Source organism: Propioniciclava soli, assembly GCF_038502305.1.
GTDB classification, from domain to species: domain Bacteria; phylum Actinomycetota; class Actinomycetes; order Propionibacteriales; family Propionibacteriaceae; genus Propioniciclava; species Propioniciclava soli.
On record NZ_CP115965.1, the window covers coordinates 1,417,082 to 1,442,874 of the forward strand.

Annotated in this window: 23 protein-coding genes; 15 read left to right on the forward strand and 8 right to left on the reverse strand. The window is 70.7% G+C overall.

Annotation, left to right across the window (positions count from 1 at the left end):
- Nucleotides 1-4: 4 nt before the first annotated feature.
- On the reverse strand, nucleotides 5-739 hold the full coding sequence (locus tag PCC79_RS06510) for a queuosine precursor transporter (protein WP_342373340.1): 735 nt from the start codon (nucleotides 737-739) through the stop codon (nucleotides 5-7).
- 104 nt (nucleotides 740-843) lie between these two features.
- On the opposite strand from PCC79_RS06510, the gene PCC79_RS06515 reads away from it, so the two are divergent.
- The 6 genes from PCC79_RS06515 to PCC79_RS06540 all read left to right on the forward strand — a co-directional run bounded on the left by PCC79_RS06515 (nucleotide 844) and on the right by PCC79_RS06540 (nucleotide 6,532).
- Nucleotides 844-1,281 (forward strand): DUF5709 domain-containing protein, encoded by a 438-nt coding sequence (locus PCC79_RS06515; RefSeq protein ID WP_232548242.1) that lies wholly within the window; start codon nucleotides 844-846, stop codon nucleotides 1,279-1,281.
- A gap of 117 nt (nucleotides 1,282-1,398) precedes the next feature.
- The gene (locus tag PCC79_RS06520) at nucleotides 1,399-2,355 is read left to right on the forward strand and encodes a PhoH family protein (protein WP_232548241.1); all 957 of its coding nucleotides are present in this window, start codon (nucleotides 1,399-1,401) and stop codon (nucleotides 2,353-2,355) included.
- Nucleotides 2,352-2,804 carry an rRNA maturation RNase YbeY gene (gene ybeY / locus PCC79_RS06525; protein ID WP_342373341.1) on the forward strand — a complete coding sequence of 151 codons (453 nt, stop codon included), beginning with the start codon at nucleotides 2,352-2,354 and terminating at the stop codon, nucleotides 2,802-2,804. The genes PCC79_RS06520 and ybeY overlap by 4 nt, the downstream gene beginning before the upstream one ends.
- A 67-nt stretch (nucleotides 2,805-2,871) precedes the next feature.
- Nucleotides 2,872-4,242: a hemolysin family protein gene (locus PCC79_RS06530; RefSeq protein WP_232548239.1), complete on the forward strand. Its 1,371-nt coding sequence runs from the start codon at nucleotides 2,872-2,874 to the stop codon at nucleotides 4,240-4,242.
- Nucleotides 4,243-4,256: 14 nt separating this feature from the next.
- Nucleotides 4,257-5,306 (forward strand): GTPase Era, encoded by a 1,050-nt coding sequence (gene era, locus PCC79_RS06535; RefSeq protein ID WP_232548238.1) that lies wholly within the window; start codon nucleotides 4,257-4,259, stop codon nucleotides 5,304-5,306.
- 17 nt (nucleotides 5,307-5,323) lie between these two features.
- Nucleotides 5,324-6,532, forward strand: coding sequence for an FUSC family protein (locus PCC79_RS06540; RefSeq protein ID WP_342373342.1), 1,209 nt, complete (start codon nucleotides 5,324-5,326; stop codon nucleotides 6,530-6,532).
- Between the two features lie 3 nt (nucleotides 6,533-6,535).
- Here PCC79_RS06540 and PCC79_RS06545 read toward each other — a convergent pair whose 3' ends face one another.
- The 3 genes from PCC79_RS06545 to PCC79_RS06555 are packed head-to-tail and all read right to left on the reverse strand — an operon-like array spanning nucleotide 6,536 to nucleotide 9,753.
- On the reverse strand, nucleotides 6,536-7,909 hold the full coding sequence (locus tag PCC79_RS06545) for a peroxidase (protein WP_342373343.1): 1,374 nt from the start codon (nucleotides 7,907-7,909) through the stop codon (nucleotides 6,536-6,538).
- A complete protein-coding gene (locus PCC79_RS06550) occupies nucleotides 7,909-8,646 on the reverse strand; it encodes a hypothetical protein (RefSeq protein ID WP_232548235.1) in 738 nt (245 codons plus the stop codon). The genes PCC79_RS06545 and PCC79_RS06550 overlap by 1 nt, the downstream gene beginning before the upstream one ends.
- 27 nt (nucleotides 8,647-8,673) lie before the next feature.
- The gene (locus PCC79_RS06555; RefSeq protein WP_342373344.1) at nucleotides 8,674-9,753 is read right to left on the reverse strand and encodes a catalase family protein; all 1,080 of its coding nucleotides are present in this window, start codon (nucleotides 9,751-9,753) and stop codon (nucleotides 8,674-8,676) included.
- Between the two features lie 115 nt (nucleotides 9,754-9,868).
- On the opposite strand from PCC79_RS06555, the gene PCC79_RS06560 reads away from it, so the two are divergent.
- From PCC79_RS06560 to PCC79_RS06575, 4 genes are read left to right on the forward strand one after another with little or no spacing between them, the layout of a single operon-like run.
- Complete coding sequence (locus PCC79_RS06560) at nucleotides 9,869-10,477, forward strand: TetR/AcrR family transcriptional regulator (RefSeq protein WP_232548233.1); 609 nt, start codon at nucleotides 9,869-9,871, stop codon at nucleotides 10,475-10,477.
- A gap of 36 nt (nucleotides 10,478-10,513) precedes the next feature.
- On the forward strand, nucleotides 10,514-11,212 hold the full coding sequence (locus PCC79_RS06565; RefSeq protein ID WP_232548232.1) for a DUF1707 SHOCT-like domain-containing protein: 699 nt from the start codon (nucleotides 10,514-10,516) through the stop codon (nucleotides 11,210-11,212).
- A complete protein-coding gene (locus PCC79_RS06570; protein WP_232548231.1) occupies nucleotides 11,209-12,594 on the forward strand; it encodes a hemolysin family protein in 1,386 nt (461 codons plus the stop codon). The genes PCC79_RS06565 and PCC79_RS06570 overlap by 4 nt, the downstream gene beginning before the upstream one ends.
- Nucleotides 12,594-13,649 (forward strand): hemolysin family protein, encoded by a 1,056-nt coding sequence (locus PCC79_RS06575; RefSeq protein WP_342373345.1) that lies wholly within the window; start codon nucleotides 12,594-12,596, stop codon nucleotides 13,647-13,649. Before PCC79_RS06570 ends, PCC79_RS06575 begins: the two co-directional genes overlap by 1 nt.
- Nucleotides 13,650-13,696: 47 nt before the next feature.
- Here the strand turns inward: PCC79_RS06575 and PCC79_RS06580 are convergent, their stop codons facing one another.
- Nucleotides 13,697-13,999, reverse strand: coding sequence for a hypothetical protein (locus PCC79_RS06580; protein ID WP_232548229.1), 303 nt, complete (start codon nucleotides 13,997-13,999; stop codon nucleotides 13,697-13,699).
- Nucleotides 14,000-14,241: 242 nt separating this feature from the next.
- On the opposite strand from PCC79_RS06580, the gene leuA reads away from it, so the two are divergent.
- On the forward strand, nucleotides 14,242-15,993 hold the full coding sequence (gene leuA, locus PCC79_RS06585) for a 2-isopropylmalate synthase (protein WP_342373346.1): 1,752 nt from the start codon (nucleotides 14,242-14,244) through the stop codon (nucleotides 15,991-15,993).
- A 139-nt stretch (nucleotides 15,994-16,132) separates the two neighbouring features.
- The gene (gdhA, locus tag PCC79_RS06590) at nucleotides 16,133-17,470 is read left to right on the forward strand and encodes an NADP-specific glutamate dehydrogenase (protein WP_269779225.1); all 1,338 of its coding nucleotides are present in this window, start codon (nucleotides 16,133-16,135) and stop codon (nucleotides 17,468-17,470) included.
- Between the two features lie 4 nt (nucleotides 17,471-17,474).
- Here gdhA and PCC79_RS06595 read toward each other — a convergent pair whose 3' ends face one another.
- Nucleotides 17,475-20,078: a PEP/pyruvate-binding domain-containing protein gene (locus PCC79_RS06595; protein ID WP_232548226.1), complete on the reverse strand. Its 2,604-nt coding sequence runs from the start codon at nucleotides 20,076-20,078 to the stop codon at nucleotides 17,475-17,477.
- A 255-nt stretch (nucleotides 20,079-20,333) separates the two neighbouring features.
- On the opposite strand from PCC79_RS06595, the gene argG reads away from it, so the two are divergent.
- Entirely contained in the window at nucleotides 20,334-21,755 is a 1,422-nt protein-coding gene (gene argG / locus PCC79_RS06600) for an argininosuccinate synthase (RefSeq protein WP_232548225.1), read from the forward strand.
- Between the two features lie 35 nt (nucleotides 21,756-21,790).
- Here argG and PCC79_RS06605 read toward each other — a convergent pair whose 3' ends face one another.
- Complete coding sequence (locus PCC79_RS06605; protein ID WP_342373347.1) at nucleotides 21,791-22,552, reverse strand: SDR family oxidoreductase; 762 nt, start codon at nucleotides 22,550-22,552, stop codon at nucleotides 21,791-21,793.
- 195 nt (nucleotides 22,553-22,747) lie between these two features.
- Between PCC79_RS06605 and PCC79_RS06610 the strand changes: the two genes are divergently transcribed.
- A complete protein-coding gene (locus tag PCC79_RS06610; RefSeq protein ID WP_342373348.1) occupies nucleotides 22,748-23,668 on the forward strand; it encodes a universal stress protein in 921 nt (306 codons plus the stop codon).
- Nucleotides 23,669-23,678: 10 nt separating this feature from the next.
- Here PCC79_RS06610 and PCC79_RS06615 read toward each other — a convergent pair whose 3' ends face one another.
- On the reverse strand, nucleotides 23,679-24,461 hold the full coding sequence (locus PCC79_RS06615; protein ID WP_232548222.1) for an isoprenyl transferase: 783 nt from the start codon (nucleotides 24,459-24,461) through the stop codon (nucleotides 23,679-23,681).
- Between the two features lie 185 nt (nucleotides 24,462-24,646).
- Here PCC79_RS06615 and PCC79_RS06620 point away from each other — a divergent pair, with 185 nt between their 5' ends.
- Nucleotides 24,647-25,774, forward strand: a complete 1,128-nt coding sequence (locus tag PCC79_RS06620) for a sugar-binding protein (protein ID WP_232548221.1) — start codon at nucleotides 24,647-24,649, stop codon at nucleotides 25,772-25,774.
- Nucleotides 25,775-25,793: the final 19 nt, after the last annotated feature.

The window sequence follows — 25,793 nt, forward strand, 5'->3', positions numbered from 1 at the left end:
AGAGTCAGTGGTAGTCGGGCTCGCGCCGCTTCACCGCCGCGACGAGCCGGTAGGTGACCGGGAGCAGCAGCACCTCCACCAGCACCTTGTAGACCCAACCCACCACGATGTAGTTGACGAGCTGGGGCAGGGGGATCGAGCCGCCCCCGAGCCACATCCCCAACGGGCCGAACGCGATGGTGCAGAACAGCACTGTGTCGGCGAACTCTCCGACGACGGTCGAGGTGACGAGGCGCACCCACAGGCGTCGCTCGCCGAAGGCGTCCTTGATGCGCACCAGCACCCACGCGTTGAGGAACTGCCCGACGAGGAATCCGACCAGGCTGGCCAGCACGATGCGTGGCACGAAGCCGAGGACGGCGCTCCACGCCTCTTGGTTGGGCCAGTCGACGGCGGGCGGGGCGGCGTCCACCACCAGGAAGGTCACGCTCATGACCGCGGCCCAGACGAACCCGGTGACGATGGCCCGGCGGGCGCGACGCATGCCGTAGACCTCCGCGAGCACGTCGCCCAGCAGGTAGGCGAGGGGGAACAGGAACGCGCCGCCGTCGGTGATGATCGGCAGCACCGGGAAGCCGAGGATCGCCACGTCCGGCCCGAACTGGATCAGCTTCGTCGCGCCGATGTTGCTGATGAGCAGCACGGCGACGAAGGACGTGAGCACGAGGTCGTGGACGCCGCGCGTCCCTCGCGCGTAGGTGGCGGTGGGCCGGTCGGTGCGGGTCGCTGTCGAGGTCACGGCCGCACAGCCTACGCCCCGCCGCCCGCGCCGCGATCACGGATCCACCCCAGCGGCCCGGTGATTGGCGTGCCTGGCGCGGGCGTTGGTGGCAGGATCGGTGCATGAGCGAGAACAACGGAATCGCGGACGGCTTCGACGACTCCCTGGAGCAGCTGCAGCCGGCGGACACGCTGGTGGATCGCGGCGTCCCGGACGTGCTCGACGAGGGGTACATCGCGCCGGACGACTGGTCCCCGGCCCAGGGCTTCGGCAACACCGCCGCGGAAATGCGCCGGGGCGAGACCCTCGCCATGCGCGTCAAGCAGGAGGAGCCCGAGTCGTCCGGCCCGGATGACCGCCCGTGGAACCCCGACGGCGAGTCGCGGCAGGTGGGCAACCAGCGCGCCGGACGCCTCGTGGACGCCCGCCACGGCGAGGCGGGTGTCGACGACGAGAAGGACGCGGTGGCGTTCTCGGTGGGCATCGACGGCGGGGCGGCCTCGGCGGAGGAGGCGGCGATGCACGTCATCGACACCGAGGATGACGACGAAGTCCAGTAGAATCACCCGGGTGCCGGCCGTGGGGCCGGCCCCTCAACCTGCCGCTGACGAGGAGCGATCCTGACTACTCCGCTGACCGAGGCCACCCGCCGCATCACGGTGCCGGCCTCCATCCCGATGGTCACCATCGTGGGGCCCCGCGACGAGTTCCTGCGCATCCTCGAGCAGGCGGTGGACGCCGGCGTCCACGTGCGCGGCAACGAGATCACCCTGACGGGTTCGGCCGCGGATGTCGCCACCGCTGCGGACGCCCTCACCGAGATCATCACGATCGCCCGCACCGGCCAGGGTCTCACCGCCGACGCCGTCGAGCGGGTGGTGGGGATGGCGTCCGAGCCGGGCGAGTTGCACGCGTCCGAGGTGCTGACCCAGAACATCTTGTCCGCGCGCGGCAAGACGATCCGGCCCAAGACGCTCAACCAGAAGCGGTACGTGGACGCGATCGATGCCCACACCGTGGTGTTCGGCATCGGGCCGGCCGGTACGGGCAAGACCTACCTCGCCGTCGCCAAGGCCGTCCAGGCGCTGCAGGCCAAGGAGGTCAACCGCATCATCTTGACCCGGCCGGCGATCGAGGCCGGTGAGCGCCTCGGCTTCCTGCCCGGCACCCTGAACGACAAGATCGACCCGTACGTCCGCCCGCTGTATGACGCGCTGCACGACATGCTCGACCCCGACCAGGTGCCGCGGCTGCTCACCGCCGGCACGGTGGAGGTGGCGCCGCTCGCCTACATGCGCGGCCGCACGCTGAACGACGCGTTCATCATCCTCGACGAGGCCCAGAACACCTCGATGGAACAGATGAAGATGTTCCTGACCCGGCTCGGGTTCAACTCCCGCATGGTCGTGACCGGCGACGTCACCCAGGTCGACCTGCCGTCGGGAACGAAATCGGGGCTGCGCGAGGCCGAGTCGATCCTGGACGGGGTCACCGACATCGCCTTCTGCCGCCTCACCAACCACGACGTGGTGCGGCACCGGCTGGTGGGGCGCATCGTCGAGGCGTACGACCGGTACGAGTCGACCCGACCCGAATCGACCCGTCCCGAACCCACCCGCAGGAGCAGGCCATGATCGACCTGAACAACGAGTCCGGCATCGAGGTGGACGAGAAGCGCCTCGTCCGGCTCGCCGCGTTCGCCCTGGAGCAGCTGCGGATCCATCCGCAGGCCGAGCTGTCGATCCTGCTGGTCGACGAGACCACGATGGCTGACTACCACGAGCGGTTCATGGGGCTGCCCGGCCCCACCGACGTCCTGAGCTTCCCCATGGACGAGCTGCGGCCCCCGTCCGACGACGACGAGCCGCCGCTGGGGCTGCTCGGCGACATCGTGCTGTGCCCGACGGTGACGGCGGCGCAGGCGTCCGAGCACCAGCGGACGCCCGAGGAGGAGGCCGACTACCTGCTCGTGCACGGCCTGTTGCACCTGCTGGGTTTCGACCATGCCGAGCCGGAGGAGAAGCGGGTCATGTTCGGCCTCAACGACCAGGTGATCGCCGCCTGGGCGGCGGCCGGCGCCTGACGGTCGCCCGATGCGCAACGGGTAGGATGGCCGCGACCCGTCGCCGCACAGAAACGGTAGTGCCCTGTTGACCCAATTCGAGTGGATCCTGCTGGGGGTTGCCGCTGTCTGCGTGTTGCTGTCCGGGCTGGCGACGGCCATCCAGGCGGCGCTGACGTCGTTCTCGAAGGCGCGTGCCGAGGCGCACGTGAAGAACGGACGCCGCGGCGCCGAGCGGCTGCTGACCATGACGCAGGATCCCGCCCCCTCGCTCAACACCATGTTGTTCGTCGGCATGGTGCTCGAGATCGTCGCCATCGTGTTGGTGACGGCCGTCGTCGCCGACCACGTCGGGAGCATCGGCGGGCAGCTGCTGTGGGCGGCCGTGCCGATGGTTCTCATCAGCTACATCCTCATCGGGGTGGGGGCCCGGACGCTGGGCCGCCAGCACGCCGATTCCATCGCGCTGCGCACGTCGGGGCTGGTCAGTGGGCTGACGACCGTGCTCGGCTGGTTCCCCCAGATCCTCATCATCGTCGGCAACTGGATCACCCCGGGCCGCGGCTTCGTCGACGGCCCGTTCACCTCCGAGGCCGAACTGCGCGAGCTGGTGGACATGGCGGAGGCGTCCGACCTGATCGAGGCGGGCGAGCGCCGGATGATCCACCAGGTGTTCGAGCTGGGCGACACCATCGTCAAGGAAGTGATGGTGCCCCGCACCGAGATGGTGTGGATCGAGGCCGACAAGACGCTGCGCCAGGGCCTGTCGCTCGCGCTCCGCTCGGGGTTCAGCCGGATCCCGGTGATCGGTGACGACGTCGACGACGTGCGCGGCGTGCTCTACCTCAAGGACGTGATCCGCCGCAGCTACGACAACCCGCAGGCGCAGGCGTCCGAGACGGTCGACTCGCTCATGCGCAAGCCGACGTTCTGCCCCGACTCCAAGCCCGTGGACGCCCTGCTGAAGGAGATGCAGCTCACCCGCAGCCACGTGGTGATCGTGGTGGACGAGTTCGGGGGCACGGCCGGGCTCGCGACCATCGAGGACATCCTGGAGGAGATCGTCGGCGAGATCGTCGACGAGTACGACCGGGAGATCCCGCCCTACGTGCAGCTCGCCGACGGGCGGTTCCGGGTCAACTCGCGCCTGCAGGTGGACGAGTTGGGTGAACTGTTCGGGCTGCGGGTCGACGACGACGACGTGGACACGGTGTTGGGCCTGATGGCCAAGGAACTCAACAAGGTGCCCATCCCCGGGTCGGTGGTCGAGTGGGAGGGCCTCGAGCTCGTGGCCGAGCGGGCGTCCGGGCGGCGCCACGCCATCCAGACGGTGGTGGCCGGCCTCATCGCCGACGACAGCCACGCCGATGCCGCGGTGGACGCCGCCGTCGGCCTGGCCGCCGAGAGCGGCGCCGAGGCCGGTCACCGGGGCGCCACGAGCTGGACACGTGACCAGTGAACGGAGCCGGCCACATGGATGACAGCCTTCCCGACGACCTCCCCGACGACCTCCCGGAGGACGTCGACGACGACCTCGACGACGACGAGCGGGCCTTGGGAGCCGGGGGGCCGGCCGCGGCGCCGGCGTCCGCGTTCGTTTTTCCCGAGGGGTTCCGGTCGGGCTTCGCCTGCTTCGTGGGGCGGCCGAACGCAGGCAAGTCGACGCTGACGAACGCGATCGTGGGGCAGAAGATCGCCATTACGTCGTCCAAGCCGCAGACCACCCGGCGGGTCATCCGCGGCATCGTGAACCGCGACGACGCCCAGCTGGTGCTGGTCGACACCCCCGGGTTGCACCGGCCGCGGACGCTGCTCGGTGAGCGTCTCAATGACCTGGTGCACGACACGTGGAGCGAGGTCGACGTCATCGGGGTCTGCCTGCCGGCGTCACAGCGGATCGGCCCTGGGGATGAGTACCTGGTGCGCCAGATCGCGGAGCTGCCGCGGCGTCCGAAGCTGATCGCGCTGGCCACGAAGACCGACCTGGTGAGCCGCGAGCGACTCGGCCAGCACCTCGTCAAGATCGCCTCGCTGGAGGAATCGCTCGGGGTGCGGTGGGAGTCCGTCGTGCCGGTCTCGGCGGTGGCGGGCGACCAGGTGGACGTGGTCGTCGACGAGATCGTGAACCTGCTGCCCCCGGGGCCAGCCCTCTACCCGGACGGGGAGATCACCGACGAGCCCACCGAGACCCGCATCGCCGAGCTGATCCGCGAGGCGGCGCTGGAGGGCGTCAGCGACGAGTTGCCCCACTCGATCGCCGTGGTCATCGACGAGATGAACCCGCGGGAAGGGCGTCCGGCCGACAAGCCGCTGATGGACATCTACGCCTCGGTGATCGTCGAGCGGGCGAGCCAGAAGGGCATCATCATCGGGCACCGCGGGGAGCGGCTCAAGCAGGTCGGCACCGATGCCCGCCTGCAGATCAAGCAGTTGCTCGGCATGCCGGTGCACCTGATGATCCACGTGAAGGTGCTCGCGGACTGGCAGCGCGACCCCAAGCATCTGAACCGACTGGGGTTCTGAGCGGACGGGGGTGACCGATGCCCGACAGCTTCCTCGTCCGCACCACCGAGCGGTTGGACCTGCGGCGCCGGGGCGTCTTCGTTGGCTCGGCGGTGCGGCAGGGGTTCCGCCGCGTCCGGGGGTCGCTGTTCCCGATCGTGGTGGCCGCGTTCGGGGCGTCTCTGGCCTGGCTGGTCGCCGAGCGCGTCTTCGGGCACACCAGCCCGATCTTCGCGCCGATCGCGGCGTGGGTGTGCCTGGGGTTCAAGGTGGACCGGGAGCCGCGGAAGGTCGCCGAGCTGGGGTTGGGGGCGTCCGTCGGCGTGCTCATCGGCGAGCTGCTCACGCACTTCTTCGACGCCGGCTGGTGGCAGATCGGCGTCGTGCTCGTCGTCGCCGCGTGTTTCGGGCGGTTCATCGATCGCGGTGACCTCACCACCATGCAGGCCGGGGTGAACGGCATCGTCATCGTCGGCATGTCGTGGTTGGACGCCGCGCTCGGCGGCGTCCAGAGCCGGTGGGTGGAGGCGCTGATCGGGGTGAGCGTCGCCTTCGTGATCGCGGTGCTGCTGCCCCGTCACCCCACCAGTCGGCCACGCCGCTACGCCACGTCGGCCCTCATCGCGCTGGCCGAGATGTTGGAGCTGATTGGCCGGGGCCTCACCACCGGCGACCGTGAGGTGCTGGGCGACGTCAAGGCGCAGCGGCGGGTGCTGACCGACGTGTCCGACGACTGGGAGCGCACGATCAAGACGGCGCGCGACGTCGTGGGGTTCAACCCGGCGCTGCGGCGGCACCGTGGCGAGGTGGCGGAGCTGGGCCGGCTGTTCCGGTTGCTGCGCCGGGCCGTGCGCAGCGCGATGCTGCTGGAGCGCCAGGCGGTGGGCATGACCGAGGAGGTCGGCTGGATGCCCGAGGTGGGCGGGCTGGTCAGCGACACCGCTCGGGCCGCCCGGCTGCTGGCCGACGCGGTGCGGACCTGGTCGCGGCCCGACCGGGCCCGCGCCCTGCTGCTGGACACCGCGGCCCAGCTCGCGCCGTCCCAGATGCGCGCCGACTACTGGCGCTCGGTGGCGCTCATGGTGCTGCTGCGCGCCCTGGTCGTCGACCTGCTGCAGATGACCGGTCTGTCGCGCGACGCCGCCCGCGCGGCCCTGGCCGAGACCGAGGGTCGACCGTTCGCCGACGACGATCCCGAACGGGGGCCCCACGCGAGCGACGACGGGGCCTCGCCCCTGTGGGGCTGAGCCTCAGGCCTGCCAGCCCGCCCGTCCGAGCCAGGCCAGGGCCGAGAGCGACGGCATGAACATGTACTCCCCGCCGCGGAGCCGGTTGAAGGTGGTCACCCCCGGGACGCGGCGGCGGGCCGGCTCGGCGGGCACGGTGAAGGTCCCCGGTTCGTCGTGGAGGCCGACAACGGGATCGCGCTCGGTGCCGAGGTCGATGAAGTTGCCGCGGTTGATCCACTCCTGTTGCAGGAACTCGATCGTGTCGTAGGCGCGCGCGCTGATGAAGATGAAGAACAGCCCGCGCTCGTCGTCGTGGTCATCGGCAGCGGTGAGTTCTCGCGTCCAGCGCGGCCCGAACGTCGACGATCGCCGGATGATGCGGTGAATGTTCTCGTCGTTCAGGATGGTGGTCTCGCTGAACCGCGGGTTCAGCCGGCGCGTGTGGCTGCTGTGCGGGCACACCAGGCCGCGGGTGTCGTCGGCGTAGTCGAAGTCGTTGTTCCGCGTCGGGTCGGCGCCGAGGGCGGGGTCGTCGCCCTCCGGGGCCAGGACGAGCGGAGCGCCCGAGCGCCATCGCCCGACCATCTGCGCACCCAGCCGGTCCTGGGCCGCCTCGTCACCGGCGTGGTCGCGCAGGAAGTCGTTCCAGGCGCCCACCCGGCTGTCGTACTTGCGCAGCACGACGAACGAGCCGTTGCGGCCCAGCACGTCGGGGGAGGGCATGGCGACCGGCGCACCGGTCTCGCTGTTCTCGCCGAGGATGAACTCCCCGGCGGCGATGGCCCGCTCCTGTCCCGGCTGCGGAGCCACGCCCGAGCCAGCGACGGTGGGCTGGGAGATCGAGTCGCGGTAGCCGAACGGGTTCTCGGCCCGCTCGTCGACGCCGAACGTGTGGGTGCCCACCACGGTGATCCCGGTGGACGCCTCGAGCTCGCGCTCGGCGGTCGCGACGGCCTGGGCGAGGTCGTCCTCGTTGTCCGCATAGATGGTCAGCGCCAGGTGGCAGCGCTGGTCGCGGTAGGCCTCCTCCCAGTCCTCGGGGGCGTTCTCACCGTGGTCGCGCAGCTGTTCGGCGCGCGCGGCCATGCCCTGTTGGAAGGGCAGCGGGAACGATTCGAGCGACGCGTCGGGCACGCCGAGCGCCCGCAGCCCGGCGAAGCTCAGGGCCACACCGGACCAGGCGTGCCGGTCCTCGGCCCAGTCGTCCGCGGAGGGGATGTGCTCGGCGAGCCGGGCGATGAGGTCGCGTCCGCCGTCCGGCTCGTCGAAGTGGACCATGGCGTGCAGCCCGACGTAGGGCTCGGGGCGCGCCCGCAGGATCAACGCCTGGATGTCGTCGAGCTGCAGGCTCACGTCCTCGCGGCGGAAGCGGCGCAGCAGGTGCGTGGGGGACATCAGTAGTCCACCCCCGTCGGCTCAGAGACCTGCTCGGCGAGGACGCGCAGCGCCTCCCGGGTGGTGGGGTCGACGGCATCGTTCGAGGCCATGGTGTCCAGGAACGTGTCGAGCGCCTGCTCGGTCCGCTGCAGGCGGCGGGTGTCGACGACGGTCACCTGCGGGTTGGCGACGAACCAGCCCGCGGCGTCGATCTGGTGCTCGGCGATGTAGTCCTTGACGTCGGGGGAGCTGATGCCGGGCCAGCCGACCACGTTCGCGAACAGCAGGTCCATCAGCTCGGGGATCTTGGTCGCAAAGTCGTTGATGTAGGTGTCCCAGTCGCCGTCGTAGGCGGTCGCGAAGATGATGCGGGTGTCGTCGTCGAAGAAGACGAAGCGCATGTTGTGCAGGGTCGAGACGCGCTGGGCGCCGTCGAAGTTGCCGCCGGTGAGGTTGAAGATCCGGCGCAGCCGATCAGCGCCGCCGGGCTTGAGTTCGGCGATGGCGGTGAGTTCGGAGACGTTGCCGGACTGGCGCCCAGCGCGCCCGGCGGACTGCGAGCTGCCGTCGTAGAGCGGGTTGTGGTCCTTGATCAGCGCGTTGATGGAGATCTGCGCGATGGTGGGGGCGTCTGCGGCGACCTCGGCGGCCACGCGGCGGAACTCCTCCAGGCGGGACTCGTCGGACAGCCGCGGGTCGGGGTTGCCCGGGCGGGGCAGATCCTTGCCGGTGTGGGGGGATTGCGTGTTGTTCATGGGGGGTTTCCTTTCGGGAGGTGGTGCTCAGGCGGGGATGTCGGAGGCCGACATCGGTTCGGCGGGGGCGACCGCGTTGAGGCGGTGCCGCAGGTCGGAGGACTGGGCGTAGGCGAGCCGACGCACGCGCATGATCGAGCCCAGCGGGCGGTGGGCCGCCAGCCCGTTGAAGGGGCTGAACGACAGGTGGTCGTCACCGTGGACCCGCCGCGCGGGCGAGCTGAGGTCCTGCGGGGGCAGGTGCAGGGTCGCGACGGTGCGGTGGGGCGACAGGGCCGGATCCCACAGCACTGCGGCGTCCTCGATCGGCATGCGCTCCAGGTCGGTGCAGAGCTGGACGCGGAGCTCGTAGTCGGCGCCGGCGTCGCGGAAGTGGCGCGCGATGGCGTCCGCGTTGCTGTCGAAGTCGGGCTCGATCGGCCGGCCGGTGAGCTCGGCGACGGCCCCGACCGGCGCGAGGGAGAGCTTGGCGACGGCGTCGCCGTACCGGAGCGCACCTTGGGTGTGGTAGGTCTCACCGAGCGGGTGGGCGTAGTCGCGGGCCAGGCCCTGGAGGGTGGCGCTCGGGGTGCGGCCGAGGCGCTCCACCCCCTTCTCGACGGCGCGGGCGGTGGCGGCGACGCCCCGCTGCACGGCCGCTGGCCGCTCGGCCTGCGACTCGAGCAGCCCCAGCATCTCCTGGTAGCGCGCGACGGTGCCGAAGGCCAGCACGGGGAAGTTGACCATCAGCAGGTCCTGGTTCGTGGAGTCGGGGTGGTCGGGCATCCGCTCGCCCTCGACGCCGAGGATCTTCAGCGCGAACCCGCGCGGCGCCGGCACCTCGTCGCTGCGGATGTCGCCGGGCGCGGACGACAGCCGCGCGACGACCTCGTGCTCGCCAGCGGTGGCGAAGGCGCCCTGGGCGAGCTCGTCGGGAAGGTTGTCGAGGACGCGCAGGGTGCCGGTGAGCAGTGCGTGGCTCTTGGCGTGGGCATCCCGGTGGGCGTGACGGTGGCGGCCGGCGGCCGCCAACTGCGTGTGCCCCATGTGCTCCACGATCTCGTGGGCGATGCGCTCCTCGTTGGGCTGAATGGTCTCGAGGTCATCTCGGTAGCGCAGGTGGTTCACGGTTCCTCCATGGTTTCGTTGGGTACACATCTGAGGCTACTCAAAAATGAGCGGATGTCAAAGATGAGGAAGATCAACATTGAGCGAGTGTCGCCACGGCGTAGGATGCGGAGGTATGACACCAACCACGATCGCAGGAGGGCGGCGCGAGCGCAGCAAGGCCGACAAGCGGGCACGGATCCTGGCCGCGGCGTCCGCCGGGCTGGAGCGCGACGGCTACGACAAGATGACGATGGCGTCGGTGGCCCACGCGGCCGACGTGGCGGCGGGCACGGTCTTCCAGTACGCGGCCAGCAAGCCGGAGCTGTTGATGATGGTGGTCGCGGACCGGTGGCGTCGGGACTTCCCGCACGTGCTGGAGCAGGCGGACGGCCACGATGACCCGGTCGAGGCCATCCTCGCCCTGCTCGAGCCATTCGTGACCGCGTCGGCGCACGACCCCGCCAACACGATGGCGGTGGCCCGGGAATTGCTGTTCGGCCAGGACGGGGTGCACCGGGACGCCGTCCTCGCCGAGGTCGACCAGCTCGAACGCCGCATCACCGACATCATCGGCGCCGACGCCCCGCCTGAGGCCGCTCGGGCCGCCGCGCGCATGGTGATCTCCGCCGGTCTGGTTGAACTCAACCGCGCCCGGCAGGGCATGGACTCCTGGCGTCCCCTCCCCGAACGCTTGGCCACCCTCGTGAGTCTCGCACTGAACGGAGCCCGAGCCTCACGGTGAGGGCATCAACGTCCGGGTCGGACTAGGGTCGTCGCCATGACAGTTGGGAGCCCCGGGCCGGAGGCGACACTCCGTGTCGGCACCGTCCATCGCGAACACGCGCTGGAGACGCTGCGCAACGCGGCCGCCGACGCCCGGATCACCTTCGACGAACTCGAGGATCGCGTCCCGCGGGCCGTGAACGCCCGCACCCGGGGGGACCTGGCCGCCGTGTTGGACGACCTCCTGCCCGCGGCCGAGCTGGCGGCGCTGTTGGGGGAGCAGTCCACTCCCGGGACGGGGCCGGGATGGCGCTTCGAGGAGCCGCTGTTGCTGCGATCCAGCGGCTGGCGCATGTTGCGCGTGCTGGGGGAGTGGGACGTGCCGCCCTTCCTCGAGGCGCAGTACGGCATCGGCAGCCTGACACTGGACTTCACTCGTGCCCAGGCGCTCGCGCCCATCATCGATCTCGTGCTGGTGGGGAGTGGGTGGGGTGCGGCGACCCTCGTCGTCCCTGCCAGTTGGGGCGTCGACACCCAGGGTCTGCAGATCGACTCCAGCTCCAGCGTGACGAGCACCGTGCCCACCCGCCCCAGCGCTGAGGGCGCTCGCCTCGTCGTCCGCGGCCGGGTGAGCGGCACGGTGACCGTCCGGACGCCCACGCGGGGGGACGAGCGCCGGGCGGAGCGGCTGCTCACGCGCGATCGCGACGCCGGCAGTGCTGCCGTTCGGGCCGCACTGGAGGCCGGCCGATGACCCCGATCGTCTCCCTCCTGGTCGGCGTGGTGGTGGTGTTCGCCATCACGGCCGCGACGGCCTACTTCGTGGCCCAGGAGTTCGCCTACGTCGCCGTGGACCGCTCGCGGCTCGCCAGCCGCGCGTCGGCCGGCGACCAGCGCGCCGAGGCGACGCTCACCATCACCCGACGCACCTCGTTCATGCTGTCGGGGGCCCAGCTGGGCATCACGGTCACCGGCCTGCTGGTCGGTTACGTTGCCGAGCCCCTCATCGGTCAGGCGTTCGCCAGCCTGGTCACCGGCGGCACGAGCACCGCCATCAGCGTCACGATCGGCGGCATCGTGGCCCTGGCGTTCTCCACGCTGGTGCAGATGCTGTTCGGCGAATTGTTCCCCAAGAACTACGCGATCGCGCGGTCGGCGCAGACGGCGGACGCGCTGACGCCCTCGACCCGGATCTACCTGACCGTGCTGGGCCCCGTGATCTGGGTGTTCGACAAGGCGGCCGAGCTGCTGTTGCGTGCGCTCCGCATCGAGCCCGTGCACGACGTCGAGGCCACCGCGTCCGCCACGGACCTCGAGCGCGTCGTCGCCCTCTCCCGCGACGCCGGCACCCTTGCGCCGACCCTCGCGGTGGTCATTGATCGCATCCTCGACTTCCCCCGCCGCGACGTCCAGCACGCCATGGTGCCGCGGGTCGGCGTCGACACGGTGCGTGACACCGTCACCGTCGCCGAGGTGCGCGCGCTCATGGCGACCGGTCACACCCGCTACCCGGTCCTCGATGCCGGCGAGCGGGTCGTCGGCGTCGTCGACCTGGTCGACGTGCTCGGGGTGCCCGCCGACGCGGATCTCTCGGTGACCCGCATCACCCGCGAGGCGCTGGTGGTGCCCGTCTTCATGCCGTTGCCGGATGCGCAGGCAGCACTGGCGGACGCCCACGCCGAGATCGCGTGCGTGGTGGACGAGTTCGGTGCCTTCGTCGGCATCGTCACGGTGGAGGACCTCGTGGAGGAGATCATCGGCGACATCGCCGACGAGCACGACCCGGTCGAGGCCGACGCGTCCCCGGGGGCGCCGGAGGGGCCGTGGGAGGTGGCGGGTGACGTCCACGTGGACGAGGTGGAGCGCAGCACCGGCCTGACCCTGCCCGAGGGGGACTTCCAGACCATCGCCGGCCTCGTCATCCGCGAGTTCGGTGACCTTCCCGAGGTGGGGCAGAGCGTCACGCTGCGGCTCGAACCCACCCCCGCCCAGCTCGCCCTGCACCCTGACACGCCGCCGCGGCATGTCACCCTCGAAGTGCTCGAGGTGGCGCGCCACGTGCCCGGCCGGGTGCTCATCTCCCTGGCCGAGGACGGCGCCGCCACCGAAGGCCCGGCCGCGGACGGGGGTGCGTGATGACCCCGCTCGAGACGTCGTTGAGCACCGGCGCGGTGATCGCCTTGACCGTCGTCATCATCGTTGCCTCCGCCTTCTTCGTGGCCACCGAGTTCGCGCTCATGGCATCCAAGCAGCACCGGCTCGAGGAGCGTGCCGACTCCGCCGCCGGCCGCGCCGCGCTCAAGAACTCCTCCGAGATCACCCTTCTCCTGGCCGGATCCCAGCTCGGCATCACCGTCTGCACCCTGGCGCTGGGCGCCATCACCAAGCCGGCGGTGCACCACTGGTTGATGGCGCCGCTGGAGGCGGTCGGACTCCCGCTGGTGGTGGCCGACGTGGTCGCCTTCGTGCTGGCTCTGGTGGTCGTCACGTTCCTGCACCTGGTGGTGGGGGAGATGGCCCCCAAGTCGTGGGCCATCGCCCACCCGGAGGACTCCTCGGTGCTGCTCGCGCTGCCCATGCGCGCTTTCATGGCCCTCGCCCGCCCGGTGTTGGTCGGCATGAACGCCGCCGCCAACTGGCTCGTGCGCAAGGCGGGCGCCGAGCCGGTCGACGAGCTGTCGGCGGGCCAGGACGTCGCGGGCCTGCGCGAGCTCGTCGAGCACTCCGCGAACGTCGGCGCGCTCGACGTCCGCTACCGCGGCTCGCTCACCTCGGTGCTGCGGCTGCGCGACCAGACCGTGCGGGAGATGCTGGCCGAGCAGCAGCACTTCACCGCGGTGTCGGCGGACGCCACGGCCGCGGACGTCCAGGCCGCCACCCGCGCGAGTGGGCACCTGCGCATCCTCGTGCGGGACGGCGACCGCACCGTGGGTGTCGCGCACGTCCGCGACACCCTGGCCGTGGCGTCGGACGCCCCGGTGCGCAGCCTCGCACGCACCCCGGTGGTCGTGGACGCGGGCGCGGGGCTGACCGCGGTGCTCGCCGAGCTGCGGCGCCATCGGACGCAGCTCGCCGTCGTCACCGAGTCGGGAGCCGAGGTCGGCGTCCTGAGCCTGTCCGACATCCTGCCGGGGCTCATGCCCTCGGCCATGGTCGAGTCCGGGGTGCCCGAGGAGGGCGACCAGCACTGAACCCGATCAGACCGAACCGCCAGCATGGGCCGGTCAGAGTGAGCCCGTCAGGGCAGTGAGCCGGGAATGTCGTGCTTGTCCGTCACGGCCTGGAGGTCGTGGATCGCGGTCTGGATCGACTCATCCGGCTCGGGCGCCTCCTGGGCGGCGAGTTCTTCCAGATCGGTGTCCAGGAGCGTCATCTTGGAGAGGTCGTTGCCCAGGTGGCCGGGCTCCGGGGCGTCCGCACCCGACGGGTCGGCGTCTGCCGCGTCGTGGTTGCGCTCTTCGGTGGCCTGCTCCCCACGCTGGGCGTGGGCGTGGCCCGCGCCGGCGGCGAACGGATCGAAGTTCTGCTGGTCCTCGCTCATGGATCGACCCTACGCACCGTGGGTGACACCCAGATGACCAACGGGTGGACGCCCGGGAAGCCGGCGCACCGGGGCCGGCAGGGATGTGTAGCATGACGCCATGGCATGGGCGTACCTGCTTCTTGGTCGCCGCAGCGAGGCCTAGACCTCCGCCCCACCGTGGGCGTGCGAGGCGTCAGGCTTCCTCGTTGCGGAGTTTCTCCACGCGCCTGGCAGCCCCCATCCACCGACAGGAAAGAGCCATGAGCACCACCACCTTCGGTACGGCCGCCCAGCAGGGTGCGCCCGTGCAACAGCCCAGCCCCATGCCGTTCCACCGCTACGCCGCGTTCGAGCCCGTCGACGTGCCCGACCGCACGTGGCCCAGCCGCAAGATCACCCACGCCCCGCGCTGGCTGTCCACCGATCTGCGTGACGGCAACCAGGCCCTCATCGATCCGATGACGACCGCCCGCAAGATGAAGATGTTCGACCTGCTCGTCAAGCTGGGCTACAAGGAGATCGAGGTCGGCTTCCCGTCGGCGTCCCAGACCGACTTCGACTTCGTGCGCAAGCTCATCGAGGCCGACCACATCCCCGACGACGTGCAGATCTCCGTGCTGACCCAGGCGCGGGAGGACCTGATCGCCCGCACCGCGGAGTCGCTCGCCGGCGCCCGCCGCGCCAACATCCACCTGTACAATGCGACGGCCGAGCTCTTCCGCCGCGTCGTGTTCGGCATCGACGAGGCGCAGTGCATCGCGATGGCCACCCGGGGCACCGAGCTCGTCATGAAATACGCCGAACAGCACCTCGGTGACGTGGAGTTCGGCTACCAGTACAGCCCCGAGATCTTCACCCAGACGCCGACGGACTTCGCCGTCGAGATCTGCAACCGGGTGGCCGACGTCTGGCAGCCGGAGGCCGGCCGCGAGATCATCTTCAACCTGCCGGCCACGGTGGAGATGAGCACCCCCAACACGTACGCCGACCAGATCGAGTACTTCGGACGCCACATCCGCAACCGCGAGAACGTCTGCGTCAGCCTGCACCCGCACAACGATCGTGGCACCGCCGTGGCGGCGACCGAGCTGGCCCTGATGGCCGGTGCCGACCGCGTCGAGGGCTGCCTGTTCGGCCACGGCGAGCGGACCGGCAACGTCGACCTGGTCACCCTGGCCATGAACCTGTTCACCCAGGGCATCGACCCGCAGGTGGACTTCTCCGACATCGACGAGGTGCGCCGCACGGTCGAGTACTGCACCGGCATCAGCGTCCACCCGCGTCACCCCTACGCCGGCGATCTGGTCTACACGGCGTTCTCCGGGTCGCACCAGGACGCCATCAAGAAGGGTCTCGAGGCCCTGGAGAAGAAGGCGTCCGACGCCGGCCAGACGATCCACGAGGTGCCGTGGGAGGCGCCCTACCTGCCGGTCGACCCGCACGACGTGGGCCGGACGTACGAGGCGGTCATCCGGGTCAACAGCCAGTCCGGCAAGGGCGGCATGGCCTACATCATGAAGAACGACCACTCGATGGATCTGCCGCGTCGCCTCCAGATCGAGTTCAGCCGGGTGGTGCAGCAGCAGGCCGACTCCCTCGGCGGCGAGGTCAACGCGGCGCAGATGTGGCGGATCTTTGAGTCCGAGTACCTGACGCGGCACACCCCGCTCGACCTGCTGCAGTACCGCTCGCAGTCGGAGGAGGGCGTCTACACCGTGGACGCCACGCTGCGCGTCCACGGCCGCGAGAAGCAGGTCGGTGGCGAGGGCAACGGGCCGCTCTCGGCGTTCGTGGACGCCCTCGGCATGGCGGGCCACCCGGTGCGCGTGCTCGACTACACCGAGCACGCCCTGTCCGCCGGCGGGGACGCCCTCGCCGCGGCCTACGTCGAGTGCGAGGTCGGCGAGGGCGACGACGCGCGCGTCCTGTGGGGCGTCGGGCGGCACAGTTCGATCGTCACGGCGTCCGTGAAGGCGGTGCTCAGCGCCGTCAACCGCCGCGCCGCGCTGTGAGCCCGGTCGGCCCGCCCGGTGGCCGGGCGGGCCGTCCGTTCCGTGACTGACGTCCCCACAGGCGGGATGCCCTCCCTAGGATGGGAAGGACCCCCGACGCGGGGGGCACCCACACCGAGGAGGCTGTACCCCCATGGAACTGACCCCGACCCTGCAGGAGGAGTTCGAGACCGTCGTTCGCCGCAACCCGGGCGAGGTGGAGTTCCACCAGGCGGTCCGCGAGGTGCTCGAGTCGCTCGGGCCGGTGATGGAGCGGCGTCCGGAGTTCGTCGAGATGGGCATCATCCCGCGCATCTGCGAGCCGAACCGGCAGATCATCTTCAAGGTCAACTGGCAGGACGACGCCGGCCGCGTCCACACCAACCGCGGCTTCCGCGTCCAGTTCAACTCCGTGCTGGGGCCCTACAAGGGTGGCCTGCGGTTCCACCCCAGCGTCTACCTCGGCATCATCAAGTTCCTGGGCTTCGAGCAGATCTTCAAGAACGCCCTGACCGGCATGCCCATCGGCGGCGGCAAGGGCGGCTCGGACTTCGACCCCAAGGGCAAGTCCGACAACGAGATCATGCGCTTCTGCCAGTCGTTCATGACCGAGCTGAGCGGCCACATCGGCCACGACATCGACGTGCCCGCCGGTGACATCGGCGTGGGCGGCCGCGAGATCGGTTACCTGTTCGGGCAGTACAAGAAGATGACCGGCCGCTACGAGTCGGGCGTCATCACCGGCAAGGGCCTCACTTGGGGCGGTTCGCGCGCGCGGACCGAGGCCACCGGGTACGGCACGGTCTTCTTCGCCGACGAGATGCTCAAGCTGTCGGGGGAGAGCTTCGACGGCAAGAAGGTGGTGGTGTCGGGCTCGGGCAACGTCGCGATCTACGCCCTGGAGAAGGTCAACCAGCTCGGTGGCACCGTGGTCGCGATGTCGGACTCCGGCGGCTACATCGTGGACGAGTCCGGCATCGATCTGGAGCAGATCCAGGATCTCAAGGAGATCCGGCGCGGTCGGATCAGCGAGTACGCGGACGCCAACGGCTCGGCCCGGTTCGTCGCCGATGGCTCCATCTGGGACGTGCCGTGCGACATCGCCCTGCCGTGCGCGACCCAGAACGAGCTCGATGAGACCGGCGCCGGCAGCCTGATCAAGAACGGGTGCACCCTCGTGGCCGAGGGGGCCAACATGCCCTCGACCCCGGAGGCGACCCGCGCGCTGCGCGCGGCCGGCGTCCGCTTCGCTCCGGGCAAGGCGGCCAATGCCGGTGGCGTGGCCACGTCCGCGCTGGAGATGCAGCAGAACGCATCGCGGGACTCGTGGAGCTTCGAGCACACCGAGGAGCGGCTCAAGGAGATCATGGTCGGCATCCACAGCCGCTGCTCCGAGACCGCCGAGGAGTACGGGGCGCCGGGGGACTACGTGCTGGGCGCGAACGTCGCCGGCTTCCTGCGCGTGGCCGACGCCATGATGGCCTTCGGCGTCATCTGAGGCCTCACCGGGCGCAGGGGGCGCCGTCCAGCGCCCCCGCGGTCGCGCAGAGCACGCGTTGGCTGACGACGTCGCTGGCGAGCTCGAGGTCGTCGAACGCGGCGACGTGCACCACCGATGCCAGGTGCGGCGCGGCGTCCGTCACGAGGTCGGAGACGAGGTTGGGCCGCTCGACGGCGAGGCCGGGGTGGAACGTCACGTCGGGCCGGGTGTCGAACACCGCGGCGTAGAAGATGCCGGTCTCGACGAGATCCTGGAAGAAGTGGCTGCCGTAGCTCAGTTCGGGCCGGAAGCCGCCCTCGGCGTAGGTCGTCTCGACGAGGGCGGTGGCGTGGTTGATCTCGGCGAAGCGGACCGGAACGCCGAGGGCCTCGGTCGAGGTGCCCCACCGGCCCGGGCCGAGCAGCAGGAACGGCTCGGACGCCAGCGCCCGGTTCACCTGCCCGACGAGCCGGGCCACGCCGTGGCGGGCGGGGGTGCCGAGCTGGAGGTAGCGCTCGGGACGGACGGCCACCACGTAACGAATCGGCGTGCGGACGTTGCCGCCCATGAATTCCCCGTGCGCGGCGAACAGGACGCCCGCCTCGTCGCGCACCGTCGGCATGGCCACTGCGGCGCCCGGGCCGCGCGTCTGCAGCGGCCGACACTGGACGACCCCCACCCGCACCGCACCCTCGGCGGTGATGTTGACGGTGAACTCGACGTCGACGGGGTAGTCGTAGGCGGACGCCAGGGCCGCGAGCATCCCGCGCATGAGCGGGGGGAAGGGCGTGCCCGCGAGCAGACCGCGGAAGTCGGCCACGACGAGGGGCTTGGACGTGCCGCGGGGGCGTCCGGTGCGGCGCTCGAGGTCGGCGCGGCGGCGCAGGGCCGCGGTGTCGGGGCTGGTGAACAGCGACCAGTCGGCGCGGACGTCGGTGCCCACCAGGGAGTCCAGCGGCACCGTGGCGAGGCCGGACGCGAGGTCGATCACGTCCACGCGGCGCTGGCTGAACTCCGACAGGTCGTCGGGATCGGAGAGGCGGCCGCGCAGCGGGTCGTCGAGCGCAACGATGCGGGCGTGGTCGAGGTTCGTCCGGTCGACGGCGCGCGTGCCGAGGCCCACCACCAGGCGCAGCATGCCGGCGTCGGCGTCCACGCTGGCGTCCCACGTGTAGAGGTTGGAGGAATTGGCGACGCCGGCGGCGTGCGGGAAGAAGCGGCCGTCGTGGTGGTCGCCCGAGACGCGCTGGACGAGGATCGCCATCTGCTCGTCGGCCTCGGCCAACCCGCGCACCTGCCGGTAGCGCAGCGCGTCCTCGCTCATGGCGGACGCGTACACCGCCCGCACGGCGCCCTCCAGGGCGGCGAGGCGTTCCTCGGGGGAGCCCTGGTTGGCCAGGAAGAAGCTGTCGTACTTGCCGGCGAAGGCATTGCCGAAGTTGTCCTCCAGCAGCGAGGACGAGCGCACGATGATCGGGGCCTGTCCGAAGTGCTCCAGCAGGGCGGTGAATTCCTCACGGATGGCGGTGGGAAAGTTGCCGTGGCGCAGGAGCTCGTGGAGCGTGGCCCCCGCGGTGAGAAAGCCCGCGTCGGAGCGCTGGGCGAGGCGGTGCTCCCACCAGCCATTGGTGACGAGGTAGGTGTAGAAGACGTCGGCGCCGATGTGGAAGGAGTCGTGGGGTTCGAGGTGCTCCGCGAAGCGCCGCTGCGGGTCGTGCTGCAGGATGGCGCGCGAGGTCAGCATGCCCACGGCCTTGCCGCCAACCTGGCCGGTGCCGATCACCCGGGACGCGACGACGAGCAGGTCGGCGAGCGTGAGGTGCCGGCGGGCCAGCTCACCCATGCGCTGCCCACGGTGGCCGAGCAGGGCGTCGGCGAGCACCGCATGGGCGCGGGCCTGGGCGTCGGCGTCCGCATCGAGGGCATCGAAGCAATCGTCGAGCAACTGCGTCCAGTGGTCCGGACGCCGCCGCGCCCGCCCCTTGGCGGCGGTGAGGCGGGCGGACGCCTCGGAGCTGGTGACCGGGGTGGCGGTGCCGTCGGCCACGAGGTGCGGGAAGAACATGGTGGCCGAGCTGCGCTGGTCGACCTTGAGGGGGTGGACGTACGTGGCGCCGTCCACGACGTGGAGGTCGAACAGCACCTGCGTGGTCTCCCGGATGCCGGCGAGCGTGGCCGGGGTGGTCGCGTCGCGCAGCAGCGGGAAGTAGGCGAGGGTGTCCAGCTCGTAGAGGAAGGGGCACGTGACCTTGAAGAAATTCATCACCATCAAGTCGGAGTGCCAGGCCTCGCGCAACTCGGCCAGCGAGTCGAACACGTAGAAGGCCTCGCGGCCGGTCGCCGCGATGAGGTCGTGGACGGCAACGGCGAACGGCTCGAAGCCCGCGGTGGGGTCGAGGTGGTGGGTCTCGACGTCGTCGCCCTCGACGAGCGGCGGGTGGGCGGCGAAACGCACGTACACCAGGCGACGGCCGTCGGCGCGGGCGGCCGTCCAGAAGGGGGCCAGCACCCGGGCGAAGTCGTCCAGCGACGCGCAGTGCCACACCACGTTGTCGCCGATGCGCAGGCCGTCGATCGCGGCGTCCAGCCCCGGCACCCCGGTGCTGATGCGGGCGCTGTTGGTCATGGTCCCGATCGTAGGGCGTGGCGTCCGGGCTGGCGGGGTGGCGGACGTCGACGACGCGGGCTTGTGCATGGGTTGTCGACGTCTTGAAGCCCGCGGGCGTCGACAAGGCGGGCTTGTGCATGGGTTGTCGACGTCTTGAAGCCCGCGGGCGTCGACAAGGCGGGCTTGTGCATGGGTTGTCGAGGCCGGGCACCGGTGAGCGCGGTGGCCGAGATGTTCAAGGTGCCCGCCCGGAGGGCCGATAGGATCGCGCCCATGTCCAAGGTGCTCATGAAGCTTCCCGTGGGGGAGAAGGTCGGTCTCGCATTCTCCGGGGGGCTCGACACGTCGGTGGCCGTCGCGTGGATGCGGGAGAAGGGGGCGATCCCGTACACCTACACCGCAGACATCGGCCAGTACGACGAGCCCGACATCGACTCGGTGCCGAGCCGCGCCGCCCAGTACGGCGCCGAGGGCTACCGGCTCGTCGACTGCACCACGGAGCTGGTGAACGAGGGCCTGGTCGCGCTGCAGTGCGGGGCGTTCCACATCCGCAGCGCCGGCGTCCCGTACTTCAACACCACCCCCCTCGGCCGCGCGGTGACGGGCACGATGCTGGTGCGCGCGATGCGTGAGGACGACGTCCACGTCTGGGGCGACGGGTCGACCTACAAGGGCAACGACATCGAGCGCTTCTACCGCTACGGGTTGCTCGCCAACCCGCAGCTGCGCATCTACAAGCCGTGGCTCGACTCCGACTTCGTCACCGAGTTGGGTGGCCGCGACGAGATGAGCGCCTGGCTCAGCGCGCGCGACCTGCCCTACCGCGACTCGAAGGAGAAGGCGTACTCCACCGACGCCAACATCTGGGGTGCGACGCACGAGGCCAAGAAGCTCGAGTACCTCGACACGGGCATGGAGATCGTCGACCCCATCATGGGCGTCGCCCACTACCGCGACGACGTCGAGATCGCCGCCGAGGTCGTCTCGATCGCGTTCGAGCAGGGCCTGCCGGTGCGCATCAACGGCCGCACGTTCCCCGACGCGGTCGCCCTCGTCCGCGAGGCCAACGACATCGGCGGACGCCATGGGCTCGGCATGAGCGACCAGATCGAGAACCGCATCATCGAGGCCAAGAGCCGCGGCATCTACGAGGCGCCCGGTATGGCCCTGCTGCACCTGGCCTACGAGCGGCTCGTCAACGCCATCCACAACGAGGACACGGTCGCCAGCTACCACAACGAGGGCCGCAAGCTGGGCCGGCTCCTCTACGAGGGCCGCTGGCTCGACCCGCAGTCCCTCATGATTCGCACGTCGCTGCAGCAGTGGGTGGCGTCCGCCGTCACCGGCGAGGTGACGCTGAAGCTGCGCCGCGGCTGGGACCACTCGATCCTCGACACCGCGGGCCCGGCGCTCAGCTACCACCCCGAGAAGCTCTCGATGGAGCGGGTCGAGGACGCCGCGTTCGGCCCGGTCGACCGCATCGGTCAGCTCACCATGCGCAACCTCGACATCGCCGACACGCGCACCCGGCTCGAGCAGTACTCCGCGCTCGGCCTGGTCGGCGGCGCGGTGAGCGAGCTGGTGGGCGAGCTGGACGGCGGTGAGGCCCGGGCGATCACCGAGGGTGTCGCCGGCGCGCCGGCCCACATCGAGGAGGCCCAGGTCATCTCGAGCATGGAGTCGGGGGCCGACTAGGCGCGGCCGAGCCGGCCCCCGGGCACGAGCGGCCGTCAGCGGGCGGCGTACCCGCCGTCGACGCTGAGCGTGGTGGCCGTGATGCCGCTCGCCAGATCGGAGAACAGGAACGCCGCCGCCTGCCCGATCTCCTCGGGTTGAATGAGCCGGCCGAGCGGGGTGCGGTGCTTCCACTCCTCGATGGTCTCCGGCGACTCCTCGCGGATCGCGTCGAGAATCGAGGTGTCGGTGTAGCCCGGCGCGAGTGCGTTCACCCTGACGCCCTCCTTCGCCCACTCGACGCCCAACAGCGACGCCATGTGCGCCACGGCCGCCTTCGTCGCGCCGTAGGCGACGTGCGTCTCGGGGGAAACGACGCGCAGCCCGGCAATCGAGGAGGTGAGGATGATCGCCCCCTCGCCGCGTTCCACCATGCGCCGCCCGAAGCTGCGGACCGTCCAGAAGACGCCATTGAGGTTGATGTCCACCGTCGTGCGCCACGTGTCGTCCGGGTAGTCGACGGTGGGCGACGTCGGCGCCACCCCCGCGTTGGCCATCAGCCCGAACACTGGCCAGCCGTCGGCCTCCAGCTGATCCGCCACGGACTCGGCCGCCTCCGGATCGGTGACATCCAGGTCGACGTACCGCACGCGATCCCCAGCGCCGAGCCGGGCCACCTCGTCTGCGCCCTCCTCGCCCACCACGTCGGTCACCACGACGCGGGAGCCGTACTCCAGCAGCGTTTGAGCCACGCCAAGCCCGATCCCTCCGATCCCCCCGGTGATCAAAAACACGCGGTCCTGGTCCAATCCCTTCACAGCCATCTCCTTCGTTGTGCAGTGTCGGCGGATGCCCGCCCGTCCCTCTACACCACCCCATGACCCGCCCGGAAGCAACCTCTCCGGGCGTTCTCCGGTGGGCGAGCCGGGTCGGGCGTAGGCTGGAGGCACACCTTGGGCCACGCCTGAGCGGTCCACCCGGTGAGGCGGGGCCCACTCAGTGAGGAGGAGGCCATGTCCATTTCGTTCGATGCCACCGGTGCGTTGGTCGTCGGGACCGATCTCTCGCGCAGGGCCGAGCAGGCCGTCGACTGGGCCGCAGAGCGGGCCGCGGAGCGCGGCTCACGCCTGCTGATCGTGCTCGCGCTGCCCGAGGTGCCGATACCGCCGCGCTCTCGCCTGTTCGACGCGATGGCGACGCCGGACTGGCCCGAGCATCTCCACCGGGCCGCCGCGGAACGCCTGGACGCGCTGCGCGAACGGGTCAGCGGCCATCACCCTGAGGTGTCGCTGGAGACGCACCTCCACGAAGGGCTGGCGTCCTACGCGCTCGCCCAGGCGTCGAAGACCGCCGAGCTCGTGGTCGTGGGGGCCCGCGGTGAGCACGCCCCGGCCACGGTGCGCGTGCTGGGCGGCACGGCGGACGCGGTGGTCGCCCACGCGCGCGGACCGGTCGCGGTCATCACCGACCTCGCGGACGACACCCCGGACGGACCCGTCGTGGTCGGTCTCGACGACTCCGCCGAAGCGGAGGCCGCGCTGCGGCTGGCGGTGGCCGAAGCGCTGCAGCGCCGCGTGGAGCTCGTGGCCGTGCACGCCTTCGACCTGACGCCCTGGCTGCCGGGTCCGCTCGGTGCCGGTGCCTTCGACCCAGTCCCCCTCGAGTCCGCGCTGCGTGACGCCATGGAGGCGAAGCTGGCCCCCCACCGGACGGCGCAGCCGGGCCTCGTGGCCCGCGTCGAGGTGGAGGCCGGGCAGCCCGCTCACCTGTTGGCCGAGGCGTCCAAGCAGGCCAGCCTCCTGGTCGTGGGCTCGCGCGGGCGCGGCGGGTTCGCCGGCCTCTTGCTCGGCTCCACGAGCAAGGCGGTGTTGCGCGCAGCCCGGTGCCCGGTCATCGTCACCCGTGCCGACGACCGCCGGGTGGCGGCCGCGTGACGGGGCGGCGTCAGGAGCTCTCGTTGGGCAGCGCCCCGCCGTAGCGGCGGTCGCGGCGGGCGTACTGTTCGACGGCGGCCCACAGGTCGCGCCGGTCGAAGTCGGGCCACAGCCGGTCGAGGAACACCATCTCGGCGTAGGCGGACTGCCACAGCATGAAGTTGGACGTGCGCTGCTCACCGGAGCTGCGGATGAACAGGTCCACGTCGGGCACATCGGGCCAGTAGAGCTGGGAGCGCAGCGTCTTCTCGGTGATCTTCTCCGGGTCGAGCCGACCGGCCCGCGCCTCCGCCGCGAGGCGGCGGGCGGCGTCCACGATCTCGGCGCGTCCGCCGTAGTTGACGCAGAACTGGAGCGTGAGCGTGGTGTTCGCCGCGCTCATCTGCTCCGCGACCTTCAGCTCGTTGATGACGCTGCGCCACAGCCGCGGTGCGCGTCCGGCCCACACGATGCGGACGCCGATGGCGCTCAGCTCCTCGCGGCGCCGGTGGATCACGTCGCGGTTGAACCCCATGAGCCACCGCACCTCGTCGGGCGACCGCTTCCAGTTCTCGGTGGAGAACGCGTACGCCGACAGGTAGGGCACGCCGATCTCGATGGCGCCGTGGATGACGTCGAGCAGGGACGCCTCGCCGCGGGCGTGGCCGTCGGTGCGGGGGAGACCGCGCTCCTTGGCCCACCGGCCGTTGCCGTCCATGACGACGGCCACGTGCTGGGGGACGACCGCGCGGGGCAGGCGCGGCGGACGGGCTCCGGAGGGGTGCGGGGTCGGCGGTCGGGGCGTCGCGGGCATGGGCGAAGGCTACCCCCCGGGGGCGGCGTCCGGCCGTGTCCAAACTGTGATGTCCAGCCACGCCCCGTGGTGATTGCGGTGGCCCGTGCGCCAGCCCTATGTTGCGGGAAACAACAACACCGGGTGGCGCGTGGTGGCGGCGCCCGGCGACGCGGCGCAGTGGCCGCGGAGAGAAAGGAAACGCGATGCGACGCATCTCAGCGGCGATCGGGGCCAGTGCCCTGGCCCTCGCCCTCGCGCTCGGCGGGTGCTCCTCGGAGCGTGCCGGAACCACGACCACGGGCGAGACCACCGCGGGCGGTACCACGGCCGCCGCCGAGGGTGGCCTCATCGGGATCGCGATGCCGACCCGCAGCCTCGAGCGCTGGAACAAGGACGGCGCCCACCTGGAATCCCTGTTGCAGGGGATGGGGTACGAGACCACCCTGCAGTACGCCGACAACAAGGTCGACCAGCAGATCACCCAGATCCAGAACATGATCAACCAGGATCCGGAGGTGCTGGTCATCGCCTCGATCGACGGCACCGCGCTGGCGCCCGTGCTGGCCACCGCGAAGAGCCGCGACATCACGGTGATCGCCTACGACCGGCTCATCAACGAGACGCCCGACGTCGACTACTACGCGACGTTCGACAACTACCTCGTCGGCAAGCTGCAGGGGGAGTACATCACCGAGCAGATCGGCAGCGACCAGGTCACGCTCGAACCGTTCGCCGGCTCACCCGACGACAACAACGCCAAGTTCTTCTTCTCCGGGGCGTGGGACGTGCTCAACCCGCTGATCCAGTCGGGCCAGATCACCGTCCCCTCCGGCAAGGCGCCGGCGACCGATGAGGAGTGGCAGAGCATCGGCATCCTCGGCTGGGGCAGCAAGGACGCCCAGGACGAGATGCAGAACCGCCTCAACACCTTCTACGCCGGCGGCGAGAAGGTCGATGTCGTGCTGAGCCCCAACGACTCGTTGGCCCTCGGCATCGCCCAGGCGCTCGAGGGAGCCGGCTACACCCCGGGTGAGGGCTACCCGATCCTCACCGGCCAGGACGCCGACAAGGCGAACGTGCAGAACATCATCGCCGGCAAGCAGTCGATGACGGTGTGGAAAGACACCCGCGAGCTGGGTGACCAGGTGGCCACCATGGTCGACCAGGTCGTCAAGGGCGAGGAGGTCGACGTGAACGACACCGAGACCTACGACAACGGCGAGAAGGTGGTCCCCACCTACCTGCTGGAGCCCGTCGTGGTGACGCAGGACAACATCGAGGACACCCTCGTGGAGTCCGGGTTCTACACCAAGGCCGACCTCGGGATCTGACCCGTGGGGTGGGGGACGC

Coding starts and splice junctions, on each gene's coding strand:
- PCC79_RS06595 (WP_232548226.1), bottom strand. CDS start 20,078: ATGACCAACAGCGCCCGCATCAGCACCGGGGTGCCGGGGCTGGACGCC.
- PCC79_RS06540 (WP_342373342.1), top strand. CDS start 5,324: ATGCCCGACAGCTTCCTCGTCCGCACCACCGAGCGGTTGGACCTGCGG.
- PCC79_RS06565 (WP_232548232.1), top strand. CDS start 10,514: ATGACAGTTGGGAGCCCCGGGCCGGAGGCGACACTCCGTGTCGGCACC.
- PCC79_RS06570 (WP_232548231.1), top strand. CDS start 11,209: ATGACCCCGATCGTCTCCCTCCTGGTCGGCGTGGTGGTGGTGTTCGCC.
- ybeY (WP_342373341.1), top strand. CDS start 2,352: ATGATCGACCTGAACAACGAGTCCGGCATCGAGGTGGACGAGAAGCGC.
- PCC79_RS06580 (WP_232548229.1), bottom strand. CDS start 13,999: ATGAGCGAGGACCAGCAGAACTTCGATCCGTTCGCCGCCGGCGCGGGC.
- leuA (WP_342373346.1), top strand. CDS start 14,242: ATGAGCACCACCACCTTCGGTACGGCCGCCCAGCAGGGTGCGCCCGTG.
- PCC79_RS06615 (WP_232548222.1), bottom strand. CDS start 24,461: ATGCCCGCGACGCCCCGACCGCCGACCCCGCACCCCTCCGGAGCCCGT.
- PCC79_RS06550 (WP_232548235.1), bottom strand. CDS start 8,646: ATGAACAACACGCAATCCCCCCACACCGGCAAGGATCTGCCCCGCCCG.
- PCC79_RS06520 (WP_232548241.1), top strand. CDS start 1,399: ATGGTCACCATCGTGGGGCCCCGCGACGAGTTCCTGCGCATCCTCGAG.
- PCC79_RS06620 (WP_232548221.1), top strand. CDS start 24,647: ATGCGACGCATCTCAGCGGCGATCGGGGCCAGTGCCCTGGCCCTCGCC.
- PCC79_RS06575 (WP_342373345.1), top strand. CDS start 12,594: ATGACCCCGCTCGAGACGTCGTTGAGCACCGGCGCGGTGATCGCCTTG.
- PCC79_RS06515 (WP_232548242.1), top strand. CDS start 844: ATGAGCGAGAACAACGGAATCGCGGACGGCTTCGACGACTCCCTGGAG.
- era (WP_232548238.1), top strand. CDS start 4,257: ATGGATGACAGCCTTCCCGACGACCTCCCCGACGACCTCCCGGAGGAC.
- PCC79_RS06610 (WP_342373348.1), top strand. CDS start 22,748: ATGTCCATTTCGTTCGATGCCACCGGTGCGTTGGTCGTCGGGACCGAT.
- PCC79_RS06545 (WP_342373343.1), bottom strand. CDS start 7,909: ATGTCCCCCACGCACCTGCTGCGCCGCTTCCGCCGCGAGGACGTGAGC.
- PCC79_RS06560 (WP_232548233.1), top strand. CDS start 9,869: ATGACACCAACCACGATCGCAGGAGGGCGGCGCGAGCGCAGCAAGGCC.
- argG (WP_232548225.1), top strand. CDS start 20,334: ATGTCCAAGGTGCTCATGAAGCTTCCCGTGGGGGAGAAGGTCGGTCTC.